The sequence below is a fragment of the Algibacter lectus genome, assembly GCF_900112395.1.
In the GTDB taxonomy this organism is placed as follows: Bacteria; Bacteroidota; Bacteroidia; order Flavobacteriales; family Flavobacteriaceae; genus Algibacter; species Algibacter lectus.
On record NZ_FOLN01000009.1, the window covers coordinates 14917 to 40545 of the forward strand.

Annotated in this window: 24 protein-coding genes; 19 read left to right on the forward strand and 5 right to left on the reverse strand. The window is 33.1% G+C overall.

The window, feature by feature from the left end; translation table 11 throughout:
- Window positions 1-2 precede the first annotated feature (2 nt).
- Window positions 3-728: a bifunctional demethylmenaquinone methyltransferase/2-methoxy-6-polyprenyl-1,4-benzoquinol methylase UbiE gene (gene ubiE / locus BM246_RS14735; protein ID WP_074938944.1), complete on the reverse strand. Its 726-nt coding sequence runs from the start codon at window positions 726-728 to the stop codon at window positions 3-5.
- Between the two features lie 243 nt (window positions 729-971).
- On the opposite strand from ubiE, the gene trkA reads away from it, so the two are divergent.
- The 13 genes from trkA (at window position 972) to BM246_RS14800 (ending at window position 16344) form a co-directional block, all read left to right on the forward strand.
- Window positions 972-2321 (forward strand): Trk system potassium transporter TrkA, encoded by a 1350-nt coding sequence (gene trkA, locus BM246_RS14740; protein WP_042505257.1) that lies wholly within the window; start codon window positions 972-974, stop codon window positions 2319-2321.
- 53 nt (window positions 2322-2374) lie between these two features.
- A complete protein-coding gene (locus BM246_RS14745; RefSeq protein WP_042499056.1) occupies window positions 2375-3868 on the forward strand; it encodes a TrkH family potassium uptake protein in 1494 nt (497 codons plus the stop codon).
- A 247-nt stretch (window positions 3869-4115) separates the two neighbouring features.
- Window positions 4116-5471 (forward strand): UDP-N-acetylmuramate--L-alanine ligase, encoded by a 1356-nt coding sequence (locus BM246_RS14750; protein WP_074938946.1) that lies wholly within the window; start codon window positions 4116-4118, stop codon window positions 5469-5471.
- 327 nt (window positions 5472-5798) lie between these two features.
- A complete protein-coding gene (locus tag BM246_RS14755) occupies window positions 5799-6923 on the forward strand; it encodes an FIST signal transduction protein (RefSeq protein ID WP_074939089.1) in 1125 nt (374 codons plus the stop codon).
- The gene (locus BM246_RS14760) at window positions 6917-8638 is read left to right on the forward strand and encodes an ATP-binding protein (RefSeq protein ID WP_074938948.1); all 1722 of its coding nucleotides are present in this window, start codon (window positions 6917-6919) and stop codon (window positions 8636-8638) included. Before BM246_RS14755 ends, BM246_RS14760 begins: the two co-directional genes overlap by 7 nt.
- An 81-nt stretch (window positions 8639-8719) precedes the next feature.
- The gene (radC, locus tag BM246_RS14765) at window positions 8720-9418 is read left to right on the forward strand and encodes a RadC family protein (protein ID WP_042505255.1); all 699 of its coding nucleotides are present in this window, start codon (window positions 8720-8722) and stop codon (window positions 9416-9418) included.
- 75 nt (window positions 9419-9493) lie between these two features.
- Window positions 9494-10798 carry a polysaccharide deacetylase family protein gene (locus tag BM246_RS14770; RefSeq protein WP_042505253.1) on the forward strand — a complete coding sequence of 435 codons (1305 nt, stop codon included), beginning with the start codon at window positions 9494-9496 and terminating at the stop codon, window positions 10796-10798.
- Complete coding sequence (locus BM246_RS14775) at window positions 10788-11477, forward strand: YjjG family noncanonical pyrimidine nucleotidase (RefSeq protein ID WP_042505252.1); 690 nt, start codon at window positions 10788-10790, stop codon at window positions 11475-11477. The genes BM246_RS14770 and BM246_RS14775 overlap by 11 nt, the downstream gene beginning before the upstream one ends.
- Before the next feature lie 46 nt (window positions 11478-11523).
- Window positions 11524-12081 carry a hypothetical protein gene (locus BM246_RS14780; protein WP_042505251.1) on the forward strand — a complete coding sequence of 186 codons (558 nt, stop codon included), beginning with the start codon at window positions 11524-11526 and terminating at the stop codon, window positions 12079-12081.
- 4 nt (window positions 12082-12085) lie between these two features.
- Window positions 12086-13498 (forward strand): DUF5723 family protein, encoded by a 1413-nt coding sequence (locus BM246_RS14785; protein WP_042499062.1) that lies wholly within the window; start codon window positions 12086-12088, stop codon window positions 13496-13498.
- Entirely contained in the window at window positions 13495-14319 is an 825-nt protein-coding gene (locus BM246_RS14790) for a hypothetical protein (RefSeq protein ID WP_042505250.1), read from the forward strand. The genes BM246_RS14785 and BM246_RS14790 overlap by 4 nt, the downstream gene beginning before the upstream one ends.
- 44 nt (window positions 14320-14363) lie before the next feature.
- A complete protein-coding gene (locus BM246_RS14795) occupies window positions 14364-14831 on the forward strand; it encodes a hypothetical protein (RefSeq protein WP_139221905.1) in 468 nt (155 codons plus the stop codon).
- A gap of 88 nt (window positions 14832-14919) precedes the next feature.
- A complete protein-coding gene (locus tag BM246_RS14800) occupies window positions 14920-16344 on the forward strand; it encodes a glycosyltransferase family 2 protein (protein ID WP_042505246.1) in 1425 nt (474 codons plus the stop codon).
- A gap of 76 nt (window positions 16345-16420) precedes the next feature.
- Here the strand turns inward: BM246_RS14800 and BM246_RS14805 are convergent, their stop codons facing one another.
- Complete coding sequence (locus tag BM246_RS14805; RefSeq protein ID WP_074938954.1) at window positions 16421-17698, reverse strand: replication-associated recombination protein A; 1278 nt, start codon at window positions 17696-17698, stop codon at window positions 16421-16423.
- A 213-nt stretch (window positions 17699-17911) separates the two neighbouring features.
- Here BM246_RS14805 and BM246_RS14810 point away from each other — a divergent pair, with 213 nt between their 5' ends.
- Entirely contained in the window at window positions 17912-18646 is a 735-nt protein-coding gene (locus tag BM246_RS14810; protein WP_074938956.1) for a rhomboid family intramembrane serine protease, read from the forward strand.
- A 21-nt stretch (window positions 18647-18667) separates the two neighbouring features.
- Here the strand turns inward: BM246_RS14810 and rlmB are convergent, their stop codons facing one another.
- Window positions 18668-19408: a 23S rRNA (guanosine(2251)-2'-O)-methyltransferase RlmB gene (gene rlmB / locus BM246_RS14815; RefSeq protein ID WP_042505242.1), complete on the reverse strand. Its 741-nt coding sequence runs from the start codon at window positions 19406-19408 to the stop codon at window positions 18668-18670.
- Window positions 19409-19545: 137 nt separating this feature from the next.
- On the opposite strand from rlmB, the gene BM246_RS14820 reads away from it, so the two are divergent.
- The 5 genes from BM246_RS14820 to BM246_RS14840 all read left to right on the forward strand — a co-directional run bounded on the left by BM246_RS14820 (window position 19546) and on the right by BM246_RS14840 (window position 23878).
- Window positions 19546-19947, forward strand: a complete 402-nt coding sequence (locus tag BM246_RS14820; protein WP_231961869.1) for an HYC_CC_PP family protein — start codon at window positions 19546-19548, stop codon at window positions 19945-19947.
- 76 nt (window positions 19948-20023) lie between these two features.
- The gene (locus tag BM246_RS14825; protein ID WP_074938958.1) at window positions 20024-20737 is read left to right on the forward strand and encodes a heavy metal translocating P-type ATPase; all 714 of its coding nucleotides are present in this window, start codon (window positions 20024-20026) and stop codon (window positions 20735-20737) included.
- 36 nt (window positions 20738-20773) lie between these two features.
- Complete coding sequence (locus BM246_RS14830) at window positions 20774-23014, forward strand: TonB-dependent receptor (RefSeq protein ID WP_074938960.1); 2241 nt, start codon at window positions 20774-20776, stop codon at window positions 23012-23014.
- Window positions 23015-23039: 25 nt separating this feature from the next.
- Entirely contained in the window at window positions 23040-23420 is a 381-nt protein-coding gene (locus tag BM246_RS14835; protein WP_074939092.1) for a heavy-metal-associated domain-containing protein, read from the forward strand.
- 116 nt (window positions 23421-23536) lie between these two features.
- Complete coding sequence (locus BM246_RS14840; protein WP_074938962.1) at window positions 23537-23878, forward strand: GIY-YIG nuclease family protein; 342 nt, start codon at window positions 23537-23539, stop codon at window positions 23876-23878.
- A 91-nt stretch (window positions 23879-23969) separates the two neighbouring features.
- Here BM246_RS14840 and BM246_RS14845 read toward each other — a convergent pair whose 3' ends face one another.
- Complete coding sequence (locus BM246_RS14845) at window positions 23970-24476, reverse strand: OmpH/Skp family outer membrane protein (protein ID WP_042499074.1); 507 nt, start codon at window positions 24474-24476, stop codon at window positions 23970-23972.
- A 31-nt stretch (window positions 24477-24507) separates the two neighbouring features.
- Window positions 24508-25467 (reverse strand): OmpH/Skp family outer membrane protein, encoded by a 960-nt coding sequence (locus BM246_RS14850; protein WP_074938964.1) that lies wholly within the window; start codon window positions 25465-25467, stop codon window positions 24508-24510.
- Window positions 25468-25629 lie beyond the last annotated feature (162 nt).

Below are 25629 nucleotides of genomic sequence, written 5' to 3' on the forward strand. Positions count from 1 at the left end.
TATTACTTACTCGATTTATAAATTGTGGCCACACCTAAAGTTTGTGGCAAATCTTCAACATCTATAAACCCGATTTTACGTAAAATATTGTTCAAAGCTTCTCCATAAGGAAAAACAGATGCCGATTCGCATAAATATTTATACGCACTTCTATCTTTAGAAAACATTTTTCCGATAAGTGGTAAAATGTTTTTAGTGTAAAAATTATAACCTTGTTTGTAAGGCGTTTTGTCTGGCATAGAGGTTTCTAAAATAACAAAAGTACCGTTAGGTTTTAGCACTCTATAGATTTCTTTTAAACCATTTTCAAGCGATTCAAAATTACGAACACCAAAGGCTACCGTTATGGCATCAAAGCTATTGTCTTCAAAAGGCATGCTTTCACTATCACCCAAAATCATTTCGATTTTAGAGTCTAAAGCCTTTTTGGTTACTTTTGTTTTTCCAATTTCTAGCATGCCGCTACTAATATCAAAACCAACAATTCTGCTAGCATTTGTTTCTGCTAAGTTAATAGCTAAATCTCCAGTACCTGTAGCAACATCTAAAATACTATCAGGATTAGCATCCTTTACTATTTTAACAACTTTTTTGCGCCATTTAATATCAATTCCAAAAGAAATTACACGGTTTAAGCCGTCGTAATCTCCAGAAATGTTATCAAACATTTGGGTAACTTGTTCTTTTTTACCTAAATCGCTGTCTTTGTATGGTTTAATTTTCGACAAATCTTTATTTTTTTGGCAAACCTACATAATTTATTTCTACTTTATAATGTGTGCTTAAAAGTGAAAAGCAGGTTATACTGTTTTACAGTGTCAAATTTATTAAATTTATAGGTATTAATAAGCTACATTTAGTTTTATAATGCAGATTTTAAATAGGTTCGTATTCTGTTATAAAGTTTCATTTTAAATAACTAATATTAATTTTGCACTATCTTTGCAGCACTTTATCATGAAGAATTACAAATGAAAATAATTATAGCAGGAGCTGGCGAAGTTGGATTTCATCTAGCAAAACTCCTATCATACGAGTCTCAAGAAATCACTTTAATAGATACCCAAAAAGACAGTTTAGCTTACGCAGATACGCATTTGGATATTAGAGTTATTAAGGGAGATGCCACTTCTATTGCTATTTTAAAAGAAGCTAGGGTAGAGGCGAGCGATTTACTAATTGCGGTTACAGCAAGCGAAACCACCAATATTACGGTTTGTGTATTGGCGAAACAATTAGGCTCGAAACGTACCATCGCTAGAATTTCAAATACAGAATTTATACATCATAAAGATGAGGTTGGCTTTACCAAATTTGGTATTGATGAATTAATTTCTCCCGAAGCTTTAGCTGCTTCCGAAATTGAATTATCACTTAAACAATCGTCATTTAATGATACTTACGAGTTTGAAAATGGGGCATTAACCATGATTGGTTTAACCCTAAGAAGCTCGGCATCTTTTGTTGGTAAAACAGTAAAAGAAGCTGCTAGAATATTTCCTGAGCTTCACTTTGTGCCTATTGCTATACAGCGTTTTGGAACGCAATTTACTATTATTCCGCGTGGAGATACCAAATTTAAACGTGGCGATCATGTAGTTTTTATAACTTCTAAAGGAGGAAACGAAGAGTTATGTAGACTCACCGGAAAACCGAATAGAGTTATTAAAAATGTAATGATTTTAGGCGGAAGTCAAATCGGTTTTAAAACGGCCAGATCGCTTTCTGATAAAGGGTTTAATGTAAAACTTTTAGAAGAAGATAAGGAACGAGCTTTCGATATTGCTGACGAGTTACCAAAGGTTTTAGTACTGCATAGTGATGGTCGAAAAGTAGATTTGCTCGAAGAAGAAAATATTGGAGACATGGATGCGTTTATTGCGGTTGGGAAAAATTCCGAAACCAATATCATGACTTGTTTAGTGGCTAAATCTAAAGGTGTTAAAAAAACGGTAGCGCTAGTCGAGAATATGGATTATTTTGAATTATCGCACTCCATAGGTATAGAAACTTTAATTAATAAAAAATTACTAGCGGCAAATAATATTTTTAGATACATCAGAAAAGGTGAAGTGGTTGCCATGACGAAGCTTAGTAACATGAATGCAGAGCTTCTAGAGTTTGAGGTAAAACCTACATCAGCCATTTGTAATAAAGTGATTAAAAATGTGGACTTTCCACGTTCTGCAATTATTGGCGGCGTTATTCGTGACGGATTGGGAGTTATTGCTTTGGGAGATTTTAAAATACAAGCAGGAGACCGCGTAGTAGTTTGTAGTTTATTACAATCTATAAAAGGTGTCGAAAAATTATTTCGCTAAAATGTATAAAACCTATTAAGTTGGGTTTTATATAATCAACAATATATTTCCAAATGAAATTAAATTACAAAATCATTTTTCATTTCTTAGGTCTGTTGCTTTTGTTTAACGGTGGCTTTATGTTACTGTCGGCATTAGTGAGTTTACTATATAAAGATGGTGTTACTTTCGAGCTCTTTTTAGCCGGTATTGCTACAGTAATTATTGGTGTGGTTTCTATGGTTTTAACCAGAAATCATAATAAGGAAATGAACAAACGCGAAGGTTATATTGTGGTAACTTTTGGCTGGGTTATGATGTCGCTTTGTGGTGCTTTACCTTATGTGTTTACTGGAGCGATACCTAGTTTTACTGATGCGTTTTTCGAAACCATGTCTGGCTATACAACAACCGGAGCATCTATTTTAAATGATATTGAAGCTGTACCAAAAGGCGTGTTGTTTTGGCGAAGTTTAACGCACTGGATTGGTGGTATGGGTATTATTGTACTCGCCATTGCTATTTTGCCATTGCTTGGTATTGGTGGTATGCAACTTTTTGCAGCCGAAGCTCCTGGGCCAAGTGCCGATAAATTACATCCAAGAATTACAGATACAGCAAAGCGTTTGTGGCTTATTTACTTTGGGTATACGGCCGCTGAAACTTTACTGCTAAACTTAGCAGGAATGTCGTTTTTTGATGCTATTAACCATGCCATGTGTACGCTTTCTACAGGTGGGTTTTCAACTAAAAATGCTAGTGTAGCTTATTGGAATGATCAGCCTATAATACAATACATCATAATTCTGTTTATGTTTTTAGCAGGTGTGAATTTTGTACTGAGTTACTTTGCTTTTAAAGGAAAAGTTCAAAAAATTATAGCCGATGAAGAGTTTAAACTTTATAGTAAATTCATAATCATATTCACAGCCATAGCAGCTCTAATTATTTATTTTCAAGCCGATGCTTCCATATCTACAATAGACCACCCAATGGTTTGGGGAAAGGCCGAAAGTTCTTTTAGACATGCACTTTTTCAAGTGCTTTCAGTAATAACAACAACAGGGTTTGTGTCAGCAGATTATACGCTGTGGTCACCATTTTTAGTGGTTTTCTTTTTCGGACTTATGTTTCTTGGTGGGTCAGCCGGAAGTACATCCGGTGGAGTTAAAGTTGTGCGCCATTTAATATTAATAAAAAATGGGTTTTTAGAGTTTAAGCGCACCTTGCATCCTAATGCTATCTTACCGGTTCGTTACAATAAACGTGCGGTTTCTGGAGATATCGTATTTAATGTTTTAGGCTTCTTTATTCTCTATATGCTGTCTTTCATTATTGGAGCTCTAGTGTTTTCTATGTTCGGAATTCAGTTTGATGCAGCAATTGGTTTGGCGGCATCTAGTCTCGGGAATGTAGGGCCTGCATTAGGCGATTTTGGACCTGTAAATAACTATTCAGCTTTACCGCCATTAGCAAAATGGTGGTCGGCATTTTTAATGCTTATTGGGCGTTTAGAACTGTTTACAGTGCTAATTTTATTTACACCATTTTTCTGGAGAAATAGATAGGTTTAATTTTCTGAGTTGTGTTTGTTATGCTGCAAATGAATATTAATAATGGTTCTATTATCTTCGGAAGAATGATTTTATAGCCTTCAGATGAAGGCTGAAAGCAAGTTTTATTCTCAATAAACTGATTGAATTTAAAGCTCATTTTTACATGAAACGTTTCATATAAAAAATCAAACAATTTTCTGAAGCAACGTTTCAGCAATTCATCTCAAAAAAGTATCTTTGAAACATTCAAAATCAGCACATGAACGTACATTTTATAGCCATTGGCGGCTCGGCCATGCACAATTTAGCCTTAGCGCTTCATAATAAAGGATATCAAGTAACAGGCAGCGACGATACTATTTTTGAACCTTCAAAATCTAGATTAGACGCTAAAGGTTTATTGCCGAAAACATTTGGTTGGTTTCCTGAGAAAATATCCGAACAGTTAGATGCTATTGTATTAGGGATGCACGCTAAAGCCGATAACCCAGAGTTGCTAAAAGCACAAATGCTAGGCTTAAAAATTTATAGTTATCCAGAGTTTTTGTATGAACAGTCTAAGCATAAAACTCGCGTAGTTATTGGTGGAAGCCATGGCAAAACCACAATTACATCTATGATTTTACACGTAATGCATTATCATGATCGTGATGTAGATTATATGGTTGGCGCACAATTGGAAGGTTTTGATGTGATGGTGAAACTTACGGAAGACAATGATTTTATAGTTTTAGAGGGCGATGAGTATTTAAGTTCGCCAATAGATAGACGACCAAAATTTCATTTATATAAACCAAATATCGCATTGTTAAGCGGTATTGCTTGGGACCATATTAATGTGTTTCCTACCTATGAGAACTATGTGGAGCAATTCAGCATATTTGTAGATTCTATTGTTAATGGAGGAAGTATTAATTATAATGAAGAAGATCTTGAAGTAAAACGTGTGGTAGAAGCAAGCAATAATACCATTAGAAAAATAGCTTACCAAACACCAGAATATACAGTAGAAAATGGAGAGACTTTTTTAGAAACACCAGAAGGTCCATTGCCAATTGAAGTTTTTGGTAAACACAACCTTAATAATTTGGCCGGAGCAAAATGGATATGCCAACACATGGGGATTGATGAAGATGATTTTTACGAGGCCATTGCTACTTTTAAAGGAGCGAGTAAACGTCTAGAAAAAATAGCAGAAAGCAAAAACAGTGTGGCTTTTAAAGATTTTGCACATTCGCCAAGTAAAGTAGAGGCTACTACAAATGCTGTAAAAGAGCAATATGCTAACCGTACAGTGGTTGCTTGTTTAGAGTTACATACTTATAGTAGTTTAAATGCTGAGTTTTTAAAGGAATATAAAGGCGCTCTTGATGCCGCCGATGTTGCTGTAGTGTTTTACTCACCGCATGCCGTAGAAATTAAAAAACTAGCAGCAGTAACGCACGAACAAATAGCTACCGCTTTTGAACGCGACGATTTAATTATTTATACAAACCCAGACGATTTTAAAAACTTTTTATTCAAACAAAGTTTAGAGAATAAAGCTTTGTTGTTAATGAGTTCTGGTAATTATGGAGGCTTAGATTTTGAAGAGGTAAAAGCCTTAATAAAGTAAGTTGTAATTACAATATAGATTTTAATACAAAGAAAAACACTGCCTATTTTATTAATAAATAGGCAGTGTTTTTTATATATAGTAATTCTACATTATTGATTTTAGTAAAGCATCATTGAAGGGTGTAAATCTCCTAAGGATAGGTATGGTTTTTGGTTTTTAAGAAAATCTCGATTAAATAATCATTTTTGTAATTTTTAAGTATTTCGACAAATAATTGTGTTGAAAAAGTTTCGTATTAAAAAAAATCGCTTTAATTTAATGCCTATCTTTTCTCAAAACAAGAAAGGCTTTTGTTTTTTTTATACACGAGCTATAATATTTTATATGAAGGTTAATCAAATTTCTTTAAACCAAAAAAACTGGAATCAAGGCATGGCTTCAATAGCTATTGAGCCTAATTTAATTATGCTTTTTGTTTCGCCAGATTTCGAAATTATAGATGAGGTTTTATCGGCAATATATTTAAAATATCCTGATGCTTTAGTATTTGGTTGCTCTACAGCTGGAGAAATTTCAAATGTTACTGTTACAGATAAATCTATTTCATTAACAGCTATTCAGTTCGATAAAACAAGCCTTAAATTAGTATCTGTAAAATTAGATTCAGAAGTTGATAGCAGCAAAGCAGGAGAATGTATAGGTAACATGTTGTATAAAGATGATTTAAAACATGTAATGGTTTTAAGCGATGGCTTAAATATTAATGGCGCCGATTTAGTTTCGGGTTTAAAATCGGCTTTACCAAATATTAGTGTTACTGGCGGTTTGGCCGCAGATGGCGAAGATTTTGAAAAAACCTTTGTAATTAAAAATAACCAAGTTCTAGAAAAAACAGTTTTAGGCTTAGGTTTTTATGGCGATAATTTAAATGTTAATTATAGCTCTAAAGGTGGTTGGGATGGATTTGGTATTGAGCGTTTAGTTACAAAATCTAAAAAAAACATATTATACGAACTCGATGGGAAACCAGTATTAAAACTATATAAAGATTTATTAGGAAAAGATGCTGAAAAGTTACCAAGCTCAGGGCTTTTGTTTCCTGTAAGTATTAGAACAAGTAAAAAGGCCAAAGCTGTGGTGCGTGGGCTTTCGGGCATAAATGAAGCAGACCAAAGCTTAATTTTTGGCGCTAATATTCCGGAGGGAAGTTATTTGCGCTTGATGAAAGGTAATGTGGATAAATTGATTACAGGTGCGGAAGAATCTGCAATTTCTGTAACTCAAGGATTAAAAGAAACAATAGAATTAGTGGTTTTAATTAGTTGTGTTGGGCGCCGTTTGGTTTTAAAACAGTTAGCAGAAGAAGAGATTGATGCCGTTCGCAACGTCATTGGAGATACTTCAAAAATAACAGGGTTTTATTCTTATGGAGAAATAGCACCTTTAAACGAGTCTTTATGTGAGTTACATCACCAAACAATGACCATTACAACACTTTCAGAATGTTGAAAAACGACTATCATAGATTATTAAAAAGACAGCTTTTAAAAGCCGGTTTAAGTGAAACAGATAGCCCTGAGCTAGCTAGTTTTATAAAAACGGTAAACGAAGCCTACAATAGTTTTGATAAAGATGTTTATCATTTAGAAAATGTTCTTGAGTTAAGTTCTAAGGAGCTTTTTGCTCTAAACGAAGAGTTAACAAAAGATCATAATAAAACAAAATCGAAATTAGAACATATAGTTAGCCATATTGGCGATATTATTTTTGAAACCGATCTCGAAGGGAATTTTACCTATCTAAATCGGGCTTGGGAAAAATATATGGGGTGCTCTGTAAAAAAGACTTTAGGACGGAATTATAAAGAGTTTATTCCGAAGAAAAATGTAGAAGAAAACAAAAAACGCTACAATTTTTTTAATAAGAAGAAAACCGTATTTGTATTTAAGTTAATAAAGAATGATAAGGTAATGTGGTTCGAGTTGAAAGCTCAACTTTTTAAAAATACAGATAATGAAGCCTATGGTTTTATTGGTACCATAACTGATATTACTAACTTTAAGGAAATAGAAATAGCATTACATAAGGCAAGCATTTCTAAAGATGAATTTCTATCTACGATGTCTCACGAAATTAGAACGCCATTAAACGCCGTTACAGGGTTGTCTAATATTCTGCTCATGGAAGATTATTTACCAGAACAGGTAGATACATTGAAGGCTTTAAAATATTCTAGCGAGCATTTGCTTGGGTTAATAAACGATTTGTTAGATTTTAATAAAATTAAATCGGGCAAGGTCGATGTTATTGAAAAGGAATTTAGTTTAGTTTCTTTTTTAAATCATATAAGAGATCAATTTTCTATGCAGGCCGTTAAGAAAGATGTTCGATTTAAATTAGTTGAAGAAAACGACTTGCCCGAGGATATCATTGGAGATAAACTTGTGCTGAGCCAAATAATACAAAATTTATTAAGCAACTCGTTTAAATTTACCGAAAAAGGATGTATTACACTTAGTGTGAGAAATCAAGGAGTGCTTAATGATAAAGTAACACTTGGATTTAAAGTAATCGATACAGGTATAGGCATAACAGAAAGTAGACAAGAAACTATTTTCGAAAGCTTTGTACAAGCAAGCTCAGAGACGGCAATTAAATATGGAGGCACTGGTTTAGGGCTTTCAATTTGTAGAAGGTTGCTAAGGTTTAAAAATAGCGATTTAGAAGTTAGCAGTAAATTAGGTGAAGGCTCTACGTTTTTTTTCAATATAGATTTCAAAATAAATCCTGCTAAACACGTATTAACTAGTAAAACATCAAATTTAAAATCAACCTACAAACCATTAGATGTTAATGTTCTAGTTGCAGAGGATAATAAAATGAATGTTCTTATTTTAAAGAAATTTTTTGCTAATTGGGATGTTACTTACACTGTTGTTGAAAATGGTGCTGAGGTTTTAAAAGAGTTTGAAAAAGAAACTTGTGAATTCGATTTGGTTTTAATGGATTTACAAATGCCTATTGTTAATGGTTATGAAGCCACAAAAGGTATTAGAAAGTTAGCCGATCCAAAAAAAGCAAATATTCCTATTGTAGCTCTTACAGCATTGGCACAAACCGATGTAAAAGAAAAAACAGAATTACATAAAATGAATGGTTTTATGGGAAAGCCCTTTGAACCGAATAAATTATATGCTCTTTTAGAAGTGTATAGTCATTCGTAATTTATCTTTAATCGTTTGATTATCATTGTTTTTTTGAAATTCCAAAAAGAAAATATTAAAAAAAATATGTAGATTTATCGAATGGCAGATAAACAAGGAGCATTTTCTATTAAAAATTGGAGTCAGGACGATCAACCTCGTGAGAAATTATTATACAAAGGTAAAGCCGCTTTAAGCGATGCTGAACTTGTTGCTATTTTAATAGGTTCTGGTAATCGCGAAGAAAGTGCTGTTGCTTTATGTAAACGAATTTTATCGAGTACAGATAATAATTTAAGTGCTTTAGGTAAAATGTCTATCAAACAACTTACTGCGTTTAAAGGTATAGGCGAGGCTAAAGCTATAAGTATTATTGCTGCTTTAGAATTAGGCCGGCGCCGTCGTGGAGAAGAAGCACTTCAGAAAAAGAAAATAACTTCAAGTAAATCGGTATTCGAACTTATGCAACCTATAATTGGTGAGCTCGAACACGAAGAGTTTTGGATTATATATTTAAATAACTCTAATAAAGTAATTCATAAAAATCAATTAAGTAAAGGCGGCATTACAGGAACTTTAGTAGATGTTAGGTTAGTGCTTAAAAATGCATTAGAAGTTGGTGCGCTTGGGCTTATTCTGGCGCACAACCACCCGTCTGGAACGTTAAAACCCAGTGAAGCCGATAAAAACATCACCCAAAAATTAAAAACGGCAGCACAAAGTTTAGATATAAAAGTACTAGATCACCTAATTATTACTGAAAAAGCATACTTTAGTTTTGCAGACGAAAACGTGTTGTAAGGTTTCATGTTTAAAACACTATGAAACACCAAAAATTAGAACCGATTTTTAAATATTTAGGATTCAAAAAAAGTTATGTTATTAGTATATACTCATAAAATATCACCAAGATTAAATTATGTTTTTAAACATATTTGTACGCGTGTATTAGGCATAGATGTTACATTTACTACAAAGGTTGAGAAGTTTATTGCCCACGATAGTATTAAAATGTCGTATACTAAACAGGCGTTAGGAAATGAGTTTTTTGTAAAAAGTAACGATTTGCTATTCGAGCAAGGTTTAAATGATATTGAAATTAATATTATGGATTGGGGCCATAGCAAATGCTTTTTTTTCAACGGAGATAAAAGCGCTATTCCTTTTGATATTTTTGCAGCATCTTTTTATTTATTGTCGAGATATGAGGAGTACTTGCCTCATGTAAAAGATGAGTTTGGTAGGTTTACGGCATCAGAAAGTATTGCTTATAAGCATAAATTTTTACATCAGCCAGTCGTAGATATTTGGGCTTATAAATTTAAAGAAGCTTTACAGAAGCAATTTCCCGATTTTGAGTTTCCAACAAAGACTTACAGTATAAAACCTATTATAGATGTACCAAATCCGTACCGTTACAAATTAAGCGGTATTATGCGCACCATTGGTGGTACATTAAAAGATGTTTTTAGATTTAAATTTAAAAGTCTCTATACACGGTTTATGGTACTCATGCATTTTAGTCACGACCCTTATGATACATTCAAGTATGTTATCAATAAGCAAAAACAATCTAAATTTAGATTCAGTTTTTTCTTTTTATTAGGGGAGTATTCTACTTACGATAAAGGAGCGAATGTGAATAATAAATCGTTTATATCACTTATAAAGCATGTTGGAGATTATAGTAATGTGGGCTTAAAAATATCTTATTTCGCTATTGATGATGCTGATGTTTTAAAGAAAGAAAAAACAAAAATTGAAGACATTATCAATAAACCATTGAGAGCTTCTCGTCAATCGTTTTCAAAATTAAATTTACCAGAAACTTACCGGAATTTAATAGAGTTAAACATAAAGGAAGATTATACCATGGGGTATGTAAACGAAATTGGTTTTAGAGCTGGTTCGTGTACACCATTTTTATTTTACGATTTAGATTACGAAATACAAACACCACTTAAAATTTGTCCGTATCATGTTATGGACTTCGCTTTATTAAAGCATAAATCACTATTAGATAAAAAGCGTGTTTTAAACAATATTATAAATGAAGTAAAACAAGTTAACGGTCAGTTTGTCTCCGTTTTTCATAACTATACATTAAGTTATAGCGATAGATGGTCAGGCTTTAAAGATTTGTTTAATATTATCTTAGAATCAGGAAATAATGAAAATTAAAAATATAACCGATGTCTTTTTCGATTTAGACCATACACTTTGGGATTTTGATAAAAACTCGGCATTAACGTTCGAAAAAATATTCGAAATAAATAAAATAGAAGTTGAAATAAATAAATTCTTAGATATATACCTTCCTATAAATTTAAATTATTGGAAGCTGTATAGAGAAGATAAAGTATCTAAAGAAACCTTGCGTTTTGGCAGATTGAATGATGCTTTTTTAGCCTTAGAAGTTGAGGTTAATCGTGAGGTGATAGATAAGTTATCCGATGATTATATTGAACACCTTTCTAGCTTTAATCATTTGTTTGATAACACTTTCGAAATTCTTGATTATTTAAATGAAAACTACAGTTTACATATTATAACTAATGGTTTTGATGAAGTTCAGCATAAAAAAATGGCAAAATCGAATATTTTGCATTATTTTAATACCGTTACAAATTCGGAAATGGTTGGAGTTAAAAAGCCAAACCCAAAAATTTTTAATTACGCCTTAGATTTAGCCAATACAAAACCTGAAACGAGTATTATGATTGGTGATAGCTTTGAAGCTGATATTCTTGGGGCAAAAAACATAGGTATGGATGTTATTTTCTTTGATATTAATAATATAACTTTAGATGATGATACAAAACAGGTAGACAACCTATTGAGCTTAAGGCATTATTTATAAGAGCACTACATACTAAGTAGTGTTTTAAATTCGTTTGTAAACTGATATGATAAAAAGTATAAAATTTAAAATAAGTTTACTACTCTGTATTGGGTTTATGGTAATGTCTTGTACGGAAGCTATAGATTTCGATCAGGCAGACGATATTATATTAACTCCTGCTTTGGAAGCCAGTCTTGTTTATTTTGATGAACCTGCAAGTCGTTTTGTTGATAATGGTAGCACAATTTTAAGTATTCAAGATTTTATTTCTGTTGCTTTTTTTAACGATGAATTTGTTGTCGATAATGTTGAAAAAGCTGAGTTTGTTTTCGAAACTCAAAATACAATCAATAGAACTTTTGAGCTGCAAGTAGATTTTTTAGATCAAGCCGGTAATTTACAACACAGCCTAACTGTAAGAGAAGATGCAGCTCCTGATAATACTGATACAGTAACAACCTATACAGAAGTTTTTGAGGGGAATTCACTTTCCGCATTAAAACGTACAGTAACTATAGTTTTTACAATGCGTCTTTTACCTGGCGCTCCTCTAGATGAGGATACGGTAGGTAGAATTCAATACAAATCGTATGCTGCATTTTACATCAATTTAAATAAATAGAGGTATGCGGAAACTATTTTTGGTGTTTACATTACAATTGTGTTTGTTCTCATTTTCTCAAAACAAGCAATTGCTTTATGGGTTTTCTGAGATTCCGCAATCATTAATGCAAAACCCTGGTGGTAAAGTAAAAAACGATTGGTATGTAGGTATTCCGTTGTTATCACATTTTCATGTTAATGTTGGTATTTCAGGAAGTACAGTTTACGATGTTTTTGCAGATAATGATGTCGATTTTAATGTTAAGCTTAGAAATGCTGTAAACAGTATGGAACCCACCGATTTTTATGGTTTTAATCAACAATTAGAAATTTTTTCTGGAGGTTTCGCTTTCGGTAGTAGTTTTAATAAAAATGAATACATCAGTTTTGGAATGTATCAAGAATTAGATTTTTTACTTTACTTTCCAAAAGATTTCGCTGTTTTAGCTCTCGAAGGAAATCAAAGTAATATTAATCGATTTTTTGATGCTAGTGACTTAAGTGTGGTCGCAGATGTGGTTTCAGTGCTTCATATTGGATACAATAAAAAGGTTGATGATAAATTTACCTTTGGTGTTAGAGGAAAAATTTACTCGAGTATAGCGAATGTAAGTTCAACTAAAAACAAAGGAAGCTTTGTAACTGTTCCTGGAGAAAATAATGTTTACAATCATATTTTTGATTTAGATTTGGCACTTCAAACTTCTGGGATTGCTAGTTTAATTGATGATGAAAATTCAGATGTATCGAACGATGTAGATGTCTTAAAAAAACGTGTTCTGTTTGGAGGTAATCTTGGCTTAGGAGTCGATTTTGGTTTTACTTATCAATTAACCGATCAATGGAGTTTCGACGCTAGTTTGCTAGATGTAGGTTTTATTAGCCATACAAAAGATGTGGAAAATTATGCTATTAATGGTCAGTATACATACAACGGCGTAAATCCGCTTTTTTCTCCTGCTGATGACGGACAAACTGCTGATGATTATTGGAGTGAGATTGAAGAAGATTTTGAAGATATTTTTACCGTAGATACTACCGCTACAAAATATACCAAATGGAGACCTGTAAAGTTTAACGCGTCGCTTAATTATGCCTTTGGAAAAAAACAAAGTCAATATTGTAATTGTGCTGTAGACGATAGCGACTACTTAAACGCAGTTGGGTTACAGTTATACGGTATTAGTAGGCCAAAACGACCTCAAATGGCGTTAACGGCTTATTATTACCGGCATGTGTTTAACGGCTTGCGTTTAAAAGCGGCATATACCATAGATTCATATTCCTTTAATAACTTAGGACTTGGTATGTCGGCTCATATTTGGGGTGCTAACTTTTATGTTATGGCTGATAATTTATTGCAATATAAAAATGTATATGATGCGCAAAGTGTATCTTTACAATTAGGATTTAATTATATATTTAATAAGAAATGAAAACTAGATTTTTAACAACAATTTTTGCTTGTTTATTTATAACAAGTGCATTCTCTCAAACTGAATTAAACAAATATAAATACGTTATCGTTTCTAAAAAGTTCGATTTTTTAAAATCGGCTAATCAATATCAATTGAATGATTTGTCTAAATTTTTACTGAATAAATATGGGTTTATTGCCTTAATTGAAGGGGAATCATACCCAGAAGATTTATCGAGAAATAGATGCTTAGCTCTAGATGCCGATGTTTTAAAAGAGCCAGGCATGTTTAAAACAAAGTTGAAAGTAGAACTTACAGATTGTAATGATAGATTAATTTACACGTCTGGAATTGGCGAGAGTCGTGAAAAAGAATATCAAAAATCTTACGTGGAAGCTACGCGTGCTGCTTTTGCTTCTTTTGAGAATTTAGGATATAAGTACGAACCTAAGGCTGGCAGTGTAGTAGCTTCGGCTCCAGAGGTTACAGCAACATCAAATGCATCGAGTGAAATAGAGAAATTAAAGGAAGAAATTAAATCGCTTAAAGAAGAAAAGGCTGTTGAGGTTGTAGAAGAGCGTATTGCTCCTGTAAATAATCCAGTAACTATAACGGAATCGGTTAATACAGGTGTATTATATGCGCAAGCTATTAAAAACGGGTTTCAATTAGTAGATAGTTCTCCAAAAGTGCTTTATCGTATGCATAATACGCAATTAAGCGATGTGTTTTTAGTTGAAAACAAATCGGCTATCATTTTCAAGAAAGATAATAAATGGTTTATTGAGCACCATGAAAATGGTGCATTAAAACTAGAAGTTTTAAATATTAAGTTTTAAAAAATCTGGTATATTTATATTTAATACCTGTTCAGTATTAACCGGTGAAAATTAAAAGAGCAATAATATTTTATAAAATATTATTGCTCTTTTTTTATTTAATAATATCATTTAAAGTTATATTTTCTGGTTGTGAAAAAATGGAGGCACGTTATAAGCGACGGGAGTGTGCAAATAGAAAAATTTATGAGTTTATCGGTAAACACGTTGATCCTGAGATTGCTGTTAAGCTAGGACTGGAGGGAACGCATCGTGTTAAAGTCGCTATTGCTATCGATATAAAGGGGAAGATCGCTAAACTAGAATCAAATTCTGATAACAAGAAAATAACTAAAGACATCAAAAAAACATTTAAAAAAAATTCTGCCATGATCCCTTATAGAACTAGAGGTATACTATCATCTACACGCCTAATTCTTCCAATAACTTTAATGGGAATACCCCAAAATTTTGTAAAACTTCGAGGCGAAAAGTCTTGTTTTTATGGTGTTAAATTTCATACAGAAACTTAAATTTTTCTTAAATATAAGTTCTTAAACGTCTAAACTTTTGTTTGTAGCGTAAATCCGATATTACTTCAATCTAATATCAAATTATTATATGGAATTTAAAACAGACACAAATACTTTAATTAATACAACAAATAAATCACTTACCAGTAAGTTAAACAATCTCTTTCATAGTAATGGAAAAACAGGAAGCCCTCAAAACCGAATTGTATTAGCAAGTACGTTTTTAACATTGCTTTTAGGCGTTTGGTTTTTTTCTGTTTTTCATAACGATTTCGAAGAATTTAACGTTGTCAACATGGGGTCTACGCTTGGTGTTACTTTTGTATTTGCGGCAACGGCATTATTTATTTACAGAGCATTATTTTTTGTCTATACAGGTTATAATTATTTAAAATATAAACCAATTGAATCTGTTGTAGATTATGAACTGCCTACGGTTACAGTAATTGTACCAGCTTATAATGAAGGTAAACAAGTTTGGGATACGTTAATGAGTTTGGCTAAAAGTGATTATCCAGAAGGGAAAATGCAGATTTTAGCTATAGATGATGGCAGCTTAGACGATACTTGGAGTTGGATGCAGGAAGCTAAAAAGAAACTTGGAGATCGTTTAGAAATCTGTAAACAACCAAAAAATAAAGGGAAACGTCATGCATTGTACCGTGGTTTTCATTTGGGAACAGGAGAAATATTTGTAACTGTTGATAGTGATTCTATTGTAACAGAAAATACACTTAGAAACTTAGTTAGTCCATTTTTAGAAGATGAAAACTGTGGAGCAGTTGCAGGTAATATTAGAGTTTTAAATAATAAAAAAGCTATACTACCAAAAATGCTAGATGTGAGTTTCGTGTTGAGTTTCGAGTTTGTTCGTTCTGCGGAAAGTAATTTAAAATCGGTATTATGTACTCCAGGTGCATTAGCGGCCTACAGAGCTACAGCCGTTTTTAAATGTTTACCAGAATGGATTAACCAACAGTTTATGGGGCAACCATCTGATATTGGTGAAGATCGCGCTATGACTAACATGATTTTAAAACAAGGTAAACACGTATTGTTTCAAAAAAATGCAGTGGCTTACACCAATGTACCAGAAGAGTATTTAGGATTATATAAAATGTTTATTCGTTGGGGTCGTAGTAACGTGCGTGAAAATTTAGCGATGGCTAAATATGTGTTTACGGATTTTAGAGAAGGACCAAAATTTGGTACAAGACTATTATTTATTAGTCAGTTCTCGAAACTGTTAATGAGTTACCCGTTATTAATCTTTATGCTGTTCTTTGTACTAGTACACCCTTTATTATTTTTAGGATCTACACTGGTTAGTATTTTAATTCTATCAACGTTTTCATTATTGTTTTTCACTAAACAATATAAAACCTCACAAGGTTTTTGGGCTTACACATACAGTATTTTGTATACGTTTGGTTTGTTCTGGATTACACCATATGCAATAGCAACAGCTAATAGACGTGGTTGGTTAACACGTGGCTTAGCCGAAAAGAAATAAGTAAGTTTTACTGGTAATATACAATCCTGTTGGACTTTTATAGTCTGGCAGGATTTTTTTGTTTAAAGCCGTTTTTTTAATAACCGTATTTATCCTTCCAGCGCTGTTTCAAAAAGTCGCGATGCGCATTTTCTCGAGCATTATTTCCAGGCTCATAAAGCTTTGTGTTTTCAATTTCCTTAGGAAGAAACTCTTGCTCAGCAAAATTGTTTTTGTAGTTGTGTGCGTATTTGTAGTTGTCACCATAACCAAGCTCTTTCATAAGTTTGGTCGGTGCATTTCTAAGCTCTATCGGTACGCCTAAATCACCAGTTTGCTTTACCAATTGCTGCGCATTTCCAATAGCCATATAAGCAGCATTACTTTTTGGAGAACACGCTAAATAAGTAGCACATTGGCTAAGTATAATTCTAGATTCCGGATGCCCAATAGTACTCACTGCCTGAAAGGTGTTGTTTGCAATAACTAATGCTGTAGGGTTCGCATTTCCAATATCTTCAGATGCCGAAATTAACAAACGTCTAGCAATAAATTTAACATCTTCACCACCTTCAATCATACGTGCCAACCAGTATACCGCACCATTTGGGTCACTACCTCTAATAGATTTTATAAACGCCGAAATAATATCGTAATGCTGTTCGCCTGTTTTATCATAACGAGCCGTATTGTTTTGTACACGTTCCAAAACGGCCTCGTCGGTTATTACAATTTTATCCTCACCAAAGCTATTTACCAGTAACTCAAAAACGTTTAATAATTTACGTCCATCACCACCCGAAATTCTCAATAAAGCATTCGTTTCCTTTAAAGTGATTTTTTTTTGAGATAGAAATTCGTCATTTTCAATAGCACGTTTCAGCAACGTTTCTAAATCTACCTTATCAAAAGCATTTAAAATATAAACTTGGCAACGGGATAAAAGTGCAGGTATTACCTCAAAACTTGGGTTTTCTGTAGTCGCACCAATTAGTGTAATCCAACCTTTTTCAACGGCTTGTAACAGCGAATCCTGTTGCGATTTGCTAAACCTGTGTATTTCATCAATAAATAAAATAGGGTTCTTTGTGGTAAACAATCCACCGCTTTGTTTGGCTTTATCAATAACATCACGAATATCTTTAACTCCAGAATTTATAGCACTAAGCGTGTAAAAAGGTCGGCCAGATTCCGATGCAATAATGTTTGCCAATGTGGTTTTTCCGGTGCCTGGAGGCCCCCAAAATAACATCGACGGGATTAATCCTTGTTTTATATGTTGCGTAAGTGCGCCATTTTTGCCCACTAAATGCGTCTGACTCACGTAGTCTTCTAAAGTTCTTGGGCGTAATCGTTCTGCTAAAGGTGCGTTCATAAATGTAAAATTAAAGTAAATTCTTGTCAAATTAGAATACTTCAACATCCAATTTTTAGTTATTTTGGGCGTGCCCCAAAAAGGGTCGGGCTTTCACTACTCGCTCCTTCTAAGGTCGGGAGCTCAAACAAGCCGTTCAATCCCTCACGCGGGCCAATCTGCCAATTTAGCACATTTTATAAAGTTGGATAACTATTTGTTATATTCATCACAATGAAACAGCACGAACATTTTAAATTCTCACCAGGAGTCATTGCGTATCCGGTGTTTTTCGTGCTTACCATTTGGCTCGTATTTTGGTTCGAAGTACGTTTTGGATACAATTTAAGTAAGTACGGCGTTTATCCACAAACCTTAAAAGGACTAAGAGGTGTTGTTTTTAGTCCGTTTTTGCACGGTAATATCGAGCATATCTATCACAACACCATTCCGTTATTTGTACTCTCCACGGCGCTGTTTTATTTTTATAGACCAATAGCTTGGCGCGTTATTTTATTTGGGATTTTAATTTCGGGATTTTTAACTTGGTGCATTGGTAGACCATCTTACCATATTGGGGCAAGCGGACTCATTTATGTTCTAGTAAGTTTTACTTTTTTTAAAGGTGTTTTTGCAAAACATTATAGGCTTATTGCATTATCGCTTTTAGTTATTTTTCTATACGGAAGCATGATTTGGTATACATTTCCGATAGAAGAAGGTATATCTTGGGAAGGGCATCTATCTGGTTTAATTACCGGCTTGGTCTTTGCGCTTTTCTTTAGAAAAGAAATAGCTAAGCCTAAAAAATATGCTTGGGAACAAGAAAATTACAACGAAGAAAACGATTTGTTTTTACAGCATTTCGACGAAAATGGAAACTTTATAGAGACCAAAGAAGAACCCGAAATAGAGGAGGAGCTAGAGCCCCTCTCTATAAGGTATATATTTAAAGAAAATAAAGATTAGTAGTATAAAATAAACTAATAATTACTTTACCATTCTTTGTCTTACGGCTTCATATAAAAAAGCACCACAAGCTACAGAAACATTTAAAGATTCAATTTCACCTAATAAAGGTAATTTAGCTTTAGAATCTACAACCTTTAAAGTCGATGGATTAATTCCTCTACCTTCCGATCCCATAATAATGGCACAAGGCTCAACAAAAGAAACATCGTAAATAGTATCGTTTGTTTTTTCGGTAGCAGCAATTACTTTAATATCCGATGCTTGCATGTAAAATACCGCATCTTTAATGTGGTCTACTTTACAAATAGGAATTTTAAACACAGCGCCAGCACTCGTTTTTATGGTGTCGCCATTTACAGGTGCACCGCCTTTTTTCTGAATAATAATACCATTAACACCTGTGCATTCTGCAGTACGGATAATAGCTCCAAAATTACGAACATCACTAATTTGATCTAGCAATAAGAATAATGGTGTTTTGCCAGATTCTATAACCTCTGTAATTAAAGCTTCCATATCATGAAACTCTATTGGAGATATTTGCGCTACTGCTCCTTGGTGATTTCCTTTGGTTAATCTATTTAGTTTTTCTACAGGAACATAAGATTTGTTAACCGATTTTTTACTCAATAAAGATTCTAACTCATTAAATAATTCGCCATCCAATCCTTTTTGAAGGAATACTTTATCAATAGTTTCGCCAGCATTTATAGCTTCTATAATGGCTCTAATACCAAAAATTTGTGTTTGTTCTTGCATGCTGCAAAGGTATAAAAAAGCCGTCTTAAATAGTAGGAGTTTTATAAATCATTCTTTTAAAATATAAAAAAGCGAATGTAAATGTTAAAGAAAGTGAAAATAGTAATTTCAACTTTAGTTTTTTGTAATTTTGCATCGTGATAAAAACAATTTTACATAAAGGCTTTGCTATACTAATGACTTGTTTAGTATTGTTTTCAACAGTATTTTTTACTATTGAAAAGCATTTTTGTGGTGATGTTTTGATAGATGTTTCTGTGTTTTCTGAAGCTCAAAATTGTGGTATGAAAACAGGAACAGTAAAGCATAAAGAAAGCTGCTGTAAAGATGAGGTCAATGTTGTAACAGGCCAACGCGAACTTAAATTTTCTTCTTTTGACGATTTAGATTTTGTTCATCAACAATTTATTACCGCATTTTCATATGCATTTATTAATCTTTTTGAAGGTTTAGAAAAACAAGTTGTTCCTCACAAAGATTATTCTCCACCCAATTTGGTCGCCGATATTTTGGTGCTAGACCAAGTGTTTATTATTTGATAAAATAGATAATTGTTTTTTCCGCGAAAGCGTAAATCTCATCATGTTCTAATTTTACTCAAATATATTTCAAAAAATGATACATACCTATAAGGTTGCAGGCATGACCTGCAACGGCTGCCGTACATCGGTAGAAGATAAACTTAATGCTATGCCGTTGGTTAAAACGGCTACGGTTTCACTCGAAGATTCGGAAGCTGAAATCGAAATGACTAAGCATATTCCTTTAGAAGGTTTTCAGGCAGTATTAGCTGATAAATACACGATAACCAAAAGCCAAGCGAATAAACCTGATGTAATGGCTCCAGAAAAATCCGAGTTACAGCAGTTATTTCCATTGTTTTTAATTTTTGGTTACATTTCTATTGCTGCTGTATTATTAAACGTAGCACCATGGAGTGCAACGGGTTTTATGCTCGATTTTATGGGCTTGTTTTATGTGGTATTTAGCTTTTTTAAATTGCTTGATTTAAAAGGGTTTTTGGAGAGTTTTAAAATGTACGATCCGTTAGCTAAGGCAATACCTGCTTACGGTTGGGGATATCCATTTATTGAAGTGGTTTTAGGGGTTATGTTTTTAATGCGAATAGAAATTTCTATAGCATTAATAATAACCTTGGTGATTTTGGGCATAACTACAATTGGTGTTGTAAAAACACTGTTAGATAAAAAATCTATTCAATGTGCGTGTTTGGGGACGGCTTTAAAATTGCCCATGACCAAAGCCACTTTTATTGAAAACACTATCATGATTATTATGGCTATTAGCATGTTAATTATGATGGCTTAAAGCTTTGCTCTTTTCGAAATTCTTATAAAAATAAATATGAAAAATATAATATATATCATGTTATGCTTTCCTGTATTTCTGTTTTCTCAAGAGAAATTAACAGGTGCTATTTTGGAAGCTAACGATAATAATACACCAATGGGCTTAGCAGGTGCTAACGTTTATTGGCTTAATACTTCTATTGGTGCGGTTACCGATATTGACGGTAAATTTAGTTTGCCATACGAAACGAGTTATAAAAAACTGGTGATAAGTTATGTTGGTTTTAAAACCGATACACTTACTGTTAATTCTTTAAAGCCTATTAAGCATTGGTTAAACCCAACTAGCGATTTAGATGAGGTAACATTAACCTCTAGAAAACAGGCGACATCAAAATCTTATATGCAGGCACAAAACGTGTTTACTGTAAGTAGCGATGAACTTTTAAAGGCAGCTTGCTGTAATCTATCTGAAAGTTTTGAAACTAATCCATCTATAGATGTTAATTTTGCCGATGCTGTTTCAGGAACTAGACAAATAAAAATGCTAGGACTTACAAGTCCATATATTTTAATAGCTACCGAAAATATCCCTTCTATTCGTGGGGCATCTCAGGCTTTCGGGCTTAGTTTTATTCCTGGTACTTGGGTAGAAAGTATTCAAATTACCAAAGGCGCAGGTTCTGTAGTTAATGGTTACGAGAGTATTGCTGGGCAAATTAATGCAGAATTGGTTAAGCCTACAACCGATAATAAATTATTTGTAAATCTATTTGGTAACATTGCTGGACGTTTTGAACTCAATACACATATAAATACAAAAGTGAACGATAAATGGAGTACTGGGCTTTACTTACACGGTAATGTGCATAACCAAAAGCACGACGTGAATAACGATAACTTTTTGGATATGCCAATTTATAACCAGATTAATGTTATGAACCGCTGGCAGTATACCGATGCCGAAAATGGTTTTATGAGTTTTATTAATTTGAAAGTTCTAAATGATGAAAAACAAATGGGTGAATTGGATTTTAATCCACAAACCGACAAATTAACAACCAATGCTTGGGGTAGTGAAATAAACACGAAACGTTATGAAGTTTCGAGTAAATTGGGATACGTAAATCCTGAAATCCCTTACCAAAGTATTGGTGTACAAACGGCTTTTAGTCATCACGTTCAGGAATCTTATTTTGGGTTAAATCAATATGATATTACACATAATAGCTTATATGCTAATGCCATCTATAATACTATAATTAGTGATTCTCGACATAAAGTGAAAACAGGTGTGAGTTACACTTACGATGATTATGATGAGATGGTAAACTTAACAGACTACGGGCGCGCAGAGCATTCTGTTGGTGCTTTTTTTGAATATAATTTCGATAATTTAGATAAGCTTAATGTTACTGCTGGCTTACGGGTAGATCACCATAACTTATTAGGCAATTTTGTAACGCCACGAGTGCATGCGCGTTATACTCCATGGGAGAAATCTGCTATTCGAGCCTCTTTTGGTCGTGGAAAACGAAGTGCTAATATTTTTACTGAAAATCAGCAAATGTTTGCGACGTCTAGAAGTATAAATATTTTAAATTCCGGAGGAAATATTTATGGTTTAGATCCAGAAATTGCATGGAATTACGGACTATCATACCTTCAAGGCTTTAACTTGTTTGGTCGAAAAGCCGATGTAACTTTAGATTATTATAAAACCGATTTCAAAAACCAAGTGGTCGTAGATTATGAAAATTCTCGAGAAATTAATTTTTATAATTTAGAAGGAAAAAGTTTTGCTAATAGCTTTCAAGCGGAGTTAAATTATAATGCGTTTGAACATTTTGATTTACGTTTGGCTTATAAGTATTATGATGTGAAGACCGATTATAAATCTGGAGAATTAGAGAAAGCTTTAGTTCCTAAAAATAGATTTTTTGCAAATGCATCATACGAAACAGCTAAACAAGGTGTGAATAATTCACATTGGAGATTCGATACTACGTTTAATTGGGTAAGTGAACAACGTTTTTCTTCTACAGTAGCAAATCCTTTACAATATCAATTACCAGAATACTCACCAACGGTAGGAACTTTAAATGCGCAAATTACACATGTGTTTTCTCCTAAATTTGAAGTATATTTAGGTGGGGAAAATATAACGAATGTTAGGCAAAGCAATCCTATTTTGGGCGCAGATGATCCATTTGGATCTAATTTTGATTCTACGTTTGTTTATGGTCCAATTTTTGGTTCTAATTATTATATGGGATTACGATTTAAAATTATTTAATGCTAACAACTTAAAAAAATATATTATGAAAAAACTATTAATTATTACCTTGTTACTTGCGGTAACAACATCATTTTCACAGAGTAAAAACGAAAGAGCATCTATAGAAGTAGATGGGGTTTGCATGATGTGTAAAGCTAGAATAGAAAAGGCGGCTATTAGAACAAAGGGTGTTAAATCAGCGGTATGGAGTGTGAAAACACATGAATTGAAATTAATTTATGATGGAAGAAAAACAAATCTAGATTCTATTAAATCTAGTGTTTTAAATGTTGGGCACGACACTATGGATCTAAAAGCAACAGAGGAAGCTTATAATACAGTACATCCATGTTGCCGATACAGAGATAATGAGGTTATAGATGATCATAAAGACGAAAAAGAAGAGAATGAACATGCTCATTAAATATTTAAATTTATAACAATTGTTTAAAGTTCACCTTAAATTTAGGGTGGACTTTTTTAGATTTTATAGTTGAGTGAAATTTAAGCGGATATTACTAACAAGTAAATCTTATTACGATGCCTTATAGAATTTATGTTATCGAATTATCAAAACGTGTCTATACAGAAAACACGAAATTTAGAGCGGCTAATCCGCAATTTAACGGCGTGCTGCAATGTGTGTATGTGGGCATGACAAGTAAAACTCCAAAAGAGCGATTTATACAACATAAAACGGGTTACAGAAATAAGAAGGGGCATAAGTTATCTGCTAATATTGTAGAGAAGTACGGAGCTTATTTACGTCCTAGTTTATACAATCATATCGATCCGATAGTGAGTAGGGCAGATGCCTTAAAAATGGAACGTATTTTATCTTTAGAATTACGACGCCAAGGTTATGCCGTTTGGTTTAATTAGAAAGTAGTTTTAGAGAATAGCTTATAGTTTAAAGCAAAAAAACCTGTGAATTAAATTTCACAGGTCTTTTTAGTACGATTTTAAAAAGAAATTAGATACCTAAATCTTTCTTTACATCGTTTAATAAATCTTTACCATCAGCAAGAATAGTTACACCAACTCCTGAATCTAAAACGTAATCAAAACCTTGAGCTCTTGATACTTTTAAGATAGCTGCTTTAGCTTTTTCTGTAATAGGTTGTAACAATGCAATTTCTTTTGCTTGCAAATCTTTTTGTGCATCTGCTTGAAATTGTTGTAAACGTTGTTGTTTTTCTTGTAATTCTAAAATACGCTTTTGGTTCTCTTCATCAGTTTTATTCTTAGCTTCAGCTTCGTATTGTTTTTGAAGATTTTGAAATTCTGTAACAGAACCTTGCATATCCGTTTGGTATGTTTTGCTTAAAGATTCTAATTCTGCTTGTGCCGTTTTCATCTCTGGCATAGCTTTAATTAATTCTTGTGTATTTATATGGGCAACTTTAGTTTGAGCTTGAGTGAAACTAATTGTTCCAATACATAATGCAGTTGCTAATAAAAGTGTTTTAAAGTGTTTCATTTTGTAAATAGTATTTGTGTGTTATAAATTATTAATTTTTGTTTAAGCTGTCTTTTGCTTTTTGGCGATCTTCTAATATTTTTTGTCTTTTCGCCTCCAATGCTTTTTTGCGTTCTTCGCGTTCTTTTAATTTTTTTAATCTGTTTTCTTCAATAAGTTCAGCTCTTGTTTTGGTTTCGCCTTCTGTTTTAGTAGCTGTACTTTTTGAAGCCGTTTCAGCTCCCGATCGTTCTTGTTTTGCTTTTTCACGATCGTCTAATATTTTTTGTCTTTTATCTGCGGCAGCTTTTACTTTAGCTTCTCGAGCAGCTAACTTCTTTTGCCTTGCAGTTTCAATCGCACTTTCTCTTTCAGCCTTTTTTTCTTCTAATATTTTTTGTCTGGCTTCTAGCTCTAAGTTTACCTCAGGAACAATATCTTCTTTTTCGGCAGCTTTACGTTCCGCTTTAGATTGTACTTGTGTACGTTTTGATGTTCTAGTAATGCTTCTTAAAACTTGGTCGCTAATATCTAAAGAATTTGCGACATACAACATACCTCCATTAGCTTTATCTAATACTAATTGATATTTTCTTGCAGCAACAATAGTTTGAACAGCTGCAAATATTTGATCTTGAACAGGCTGCATTAATTGTCTTTTCTGTATAAACAAATCGCCATTAGGTCCAAATCGTTTTTGTTGGTAGTCTAATATTTCATTTTCTTCAAACGTAATATCTTCTTCGCGTTCTTTAATTAATTCTGCTGTTAGAAGCGCCTTCTCGTTACTTAAGTCTTTTCTTTTTTGTTCAACAGTTAATAATTTCGCTTGAATTTCGTTTTTCCACTTATCAGCCTTTTCATTTAATTGGGCTGTAGCTTCTTGATATTCTGGTACGTTTTCTAAAATATATTCACTATCAATGTAGGCTAGGCTTACACCACGTTGCGCATGGACCGATAGGGTTAACATAAAAACTAGGGTCAATAAAAAAAGAACGTTGTTTTTCATCTGCTTAAATATTTTTATCATTTATGTTTTATAAATTCTAAAAACGACAGACGATTAATTTTGTTGCTGTCAGTTCTATGAATTGTTTTTTATCTGATTGAATTCCTTAATTTTTAATGGTTCCTGTTGGAACTTGCAAAATAAACATTTTCGTTGTTATGG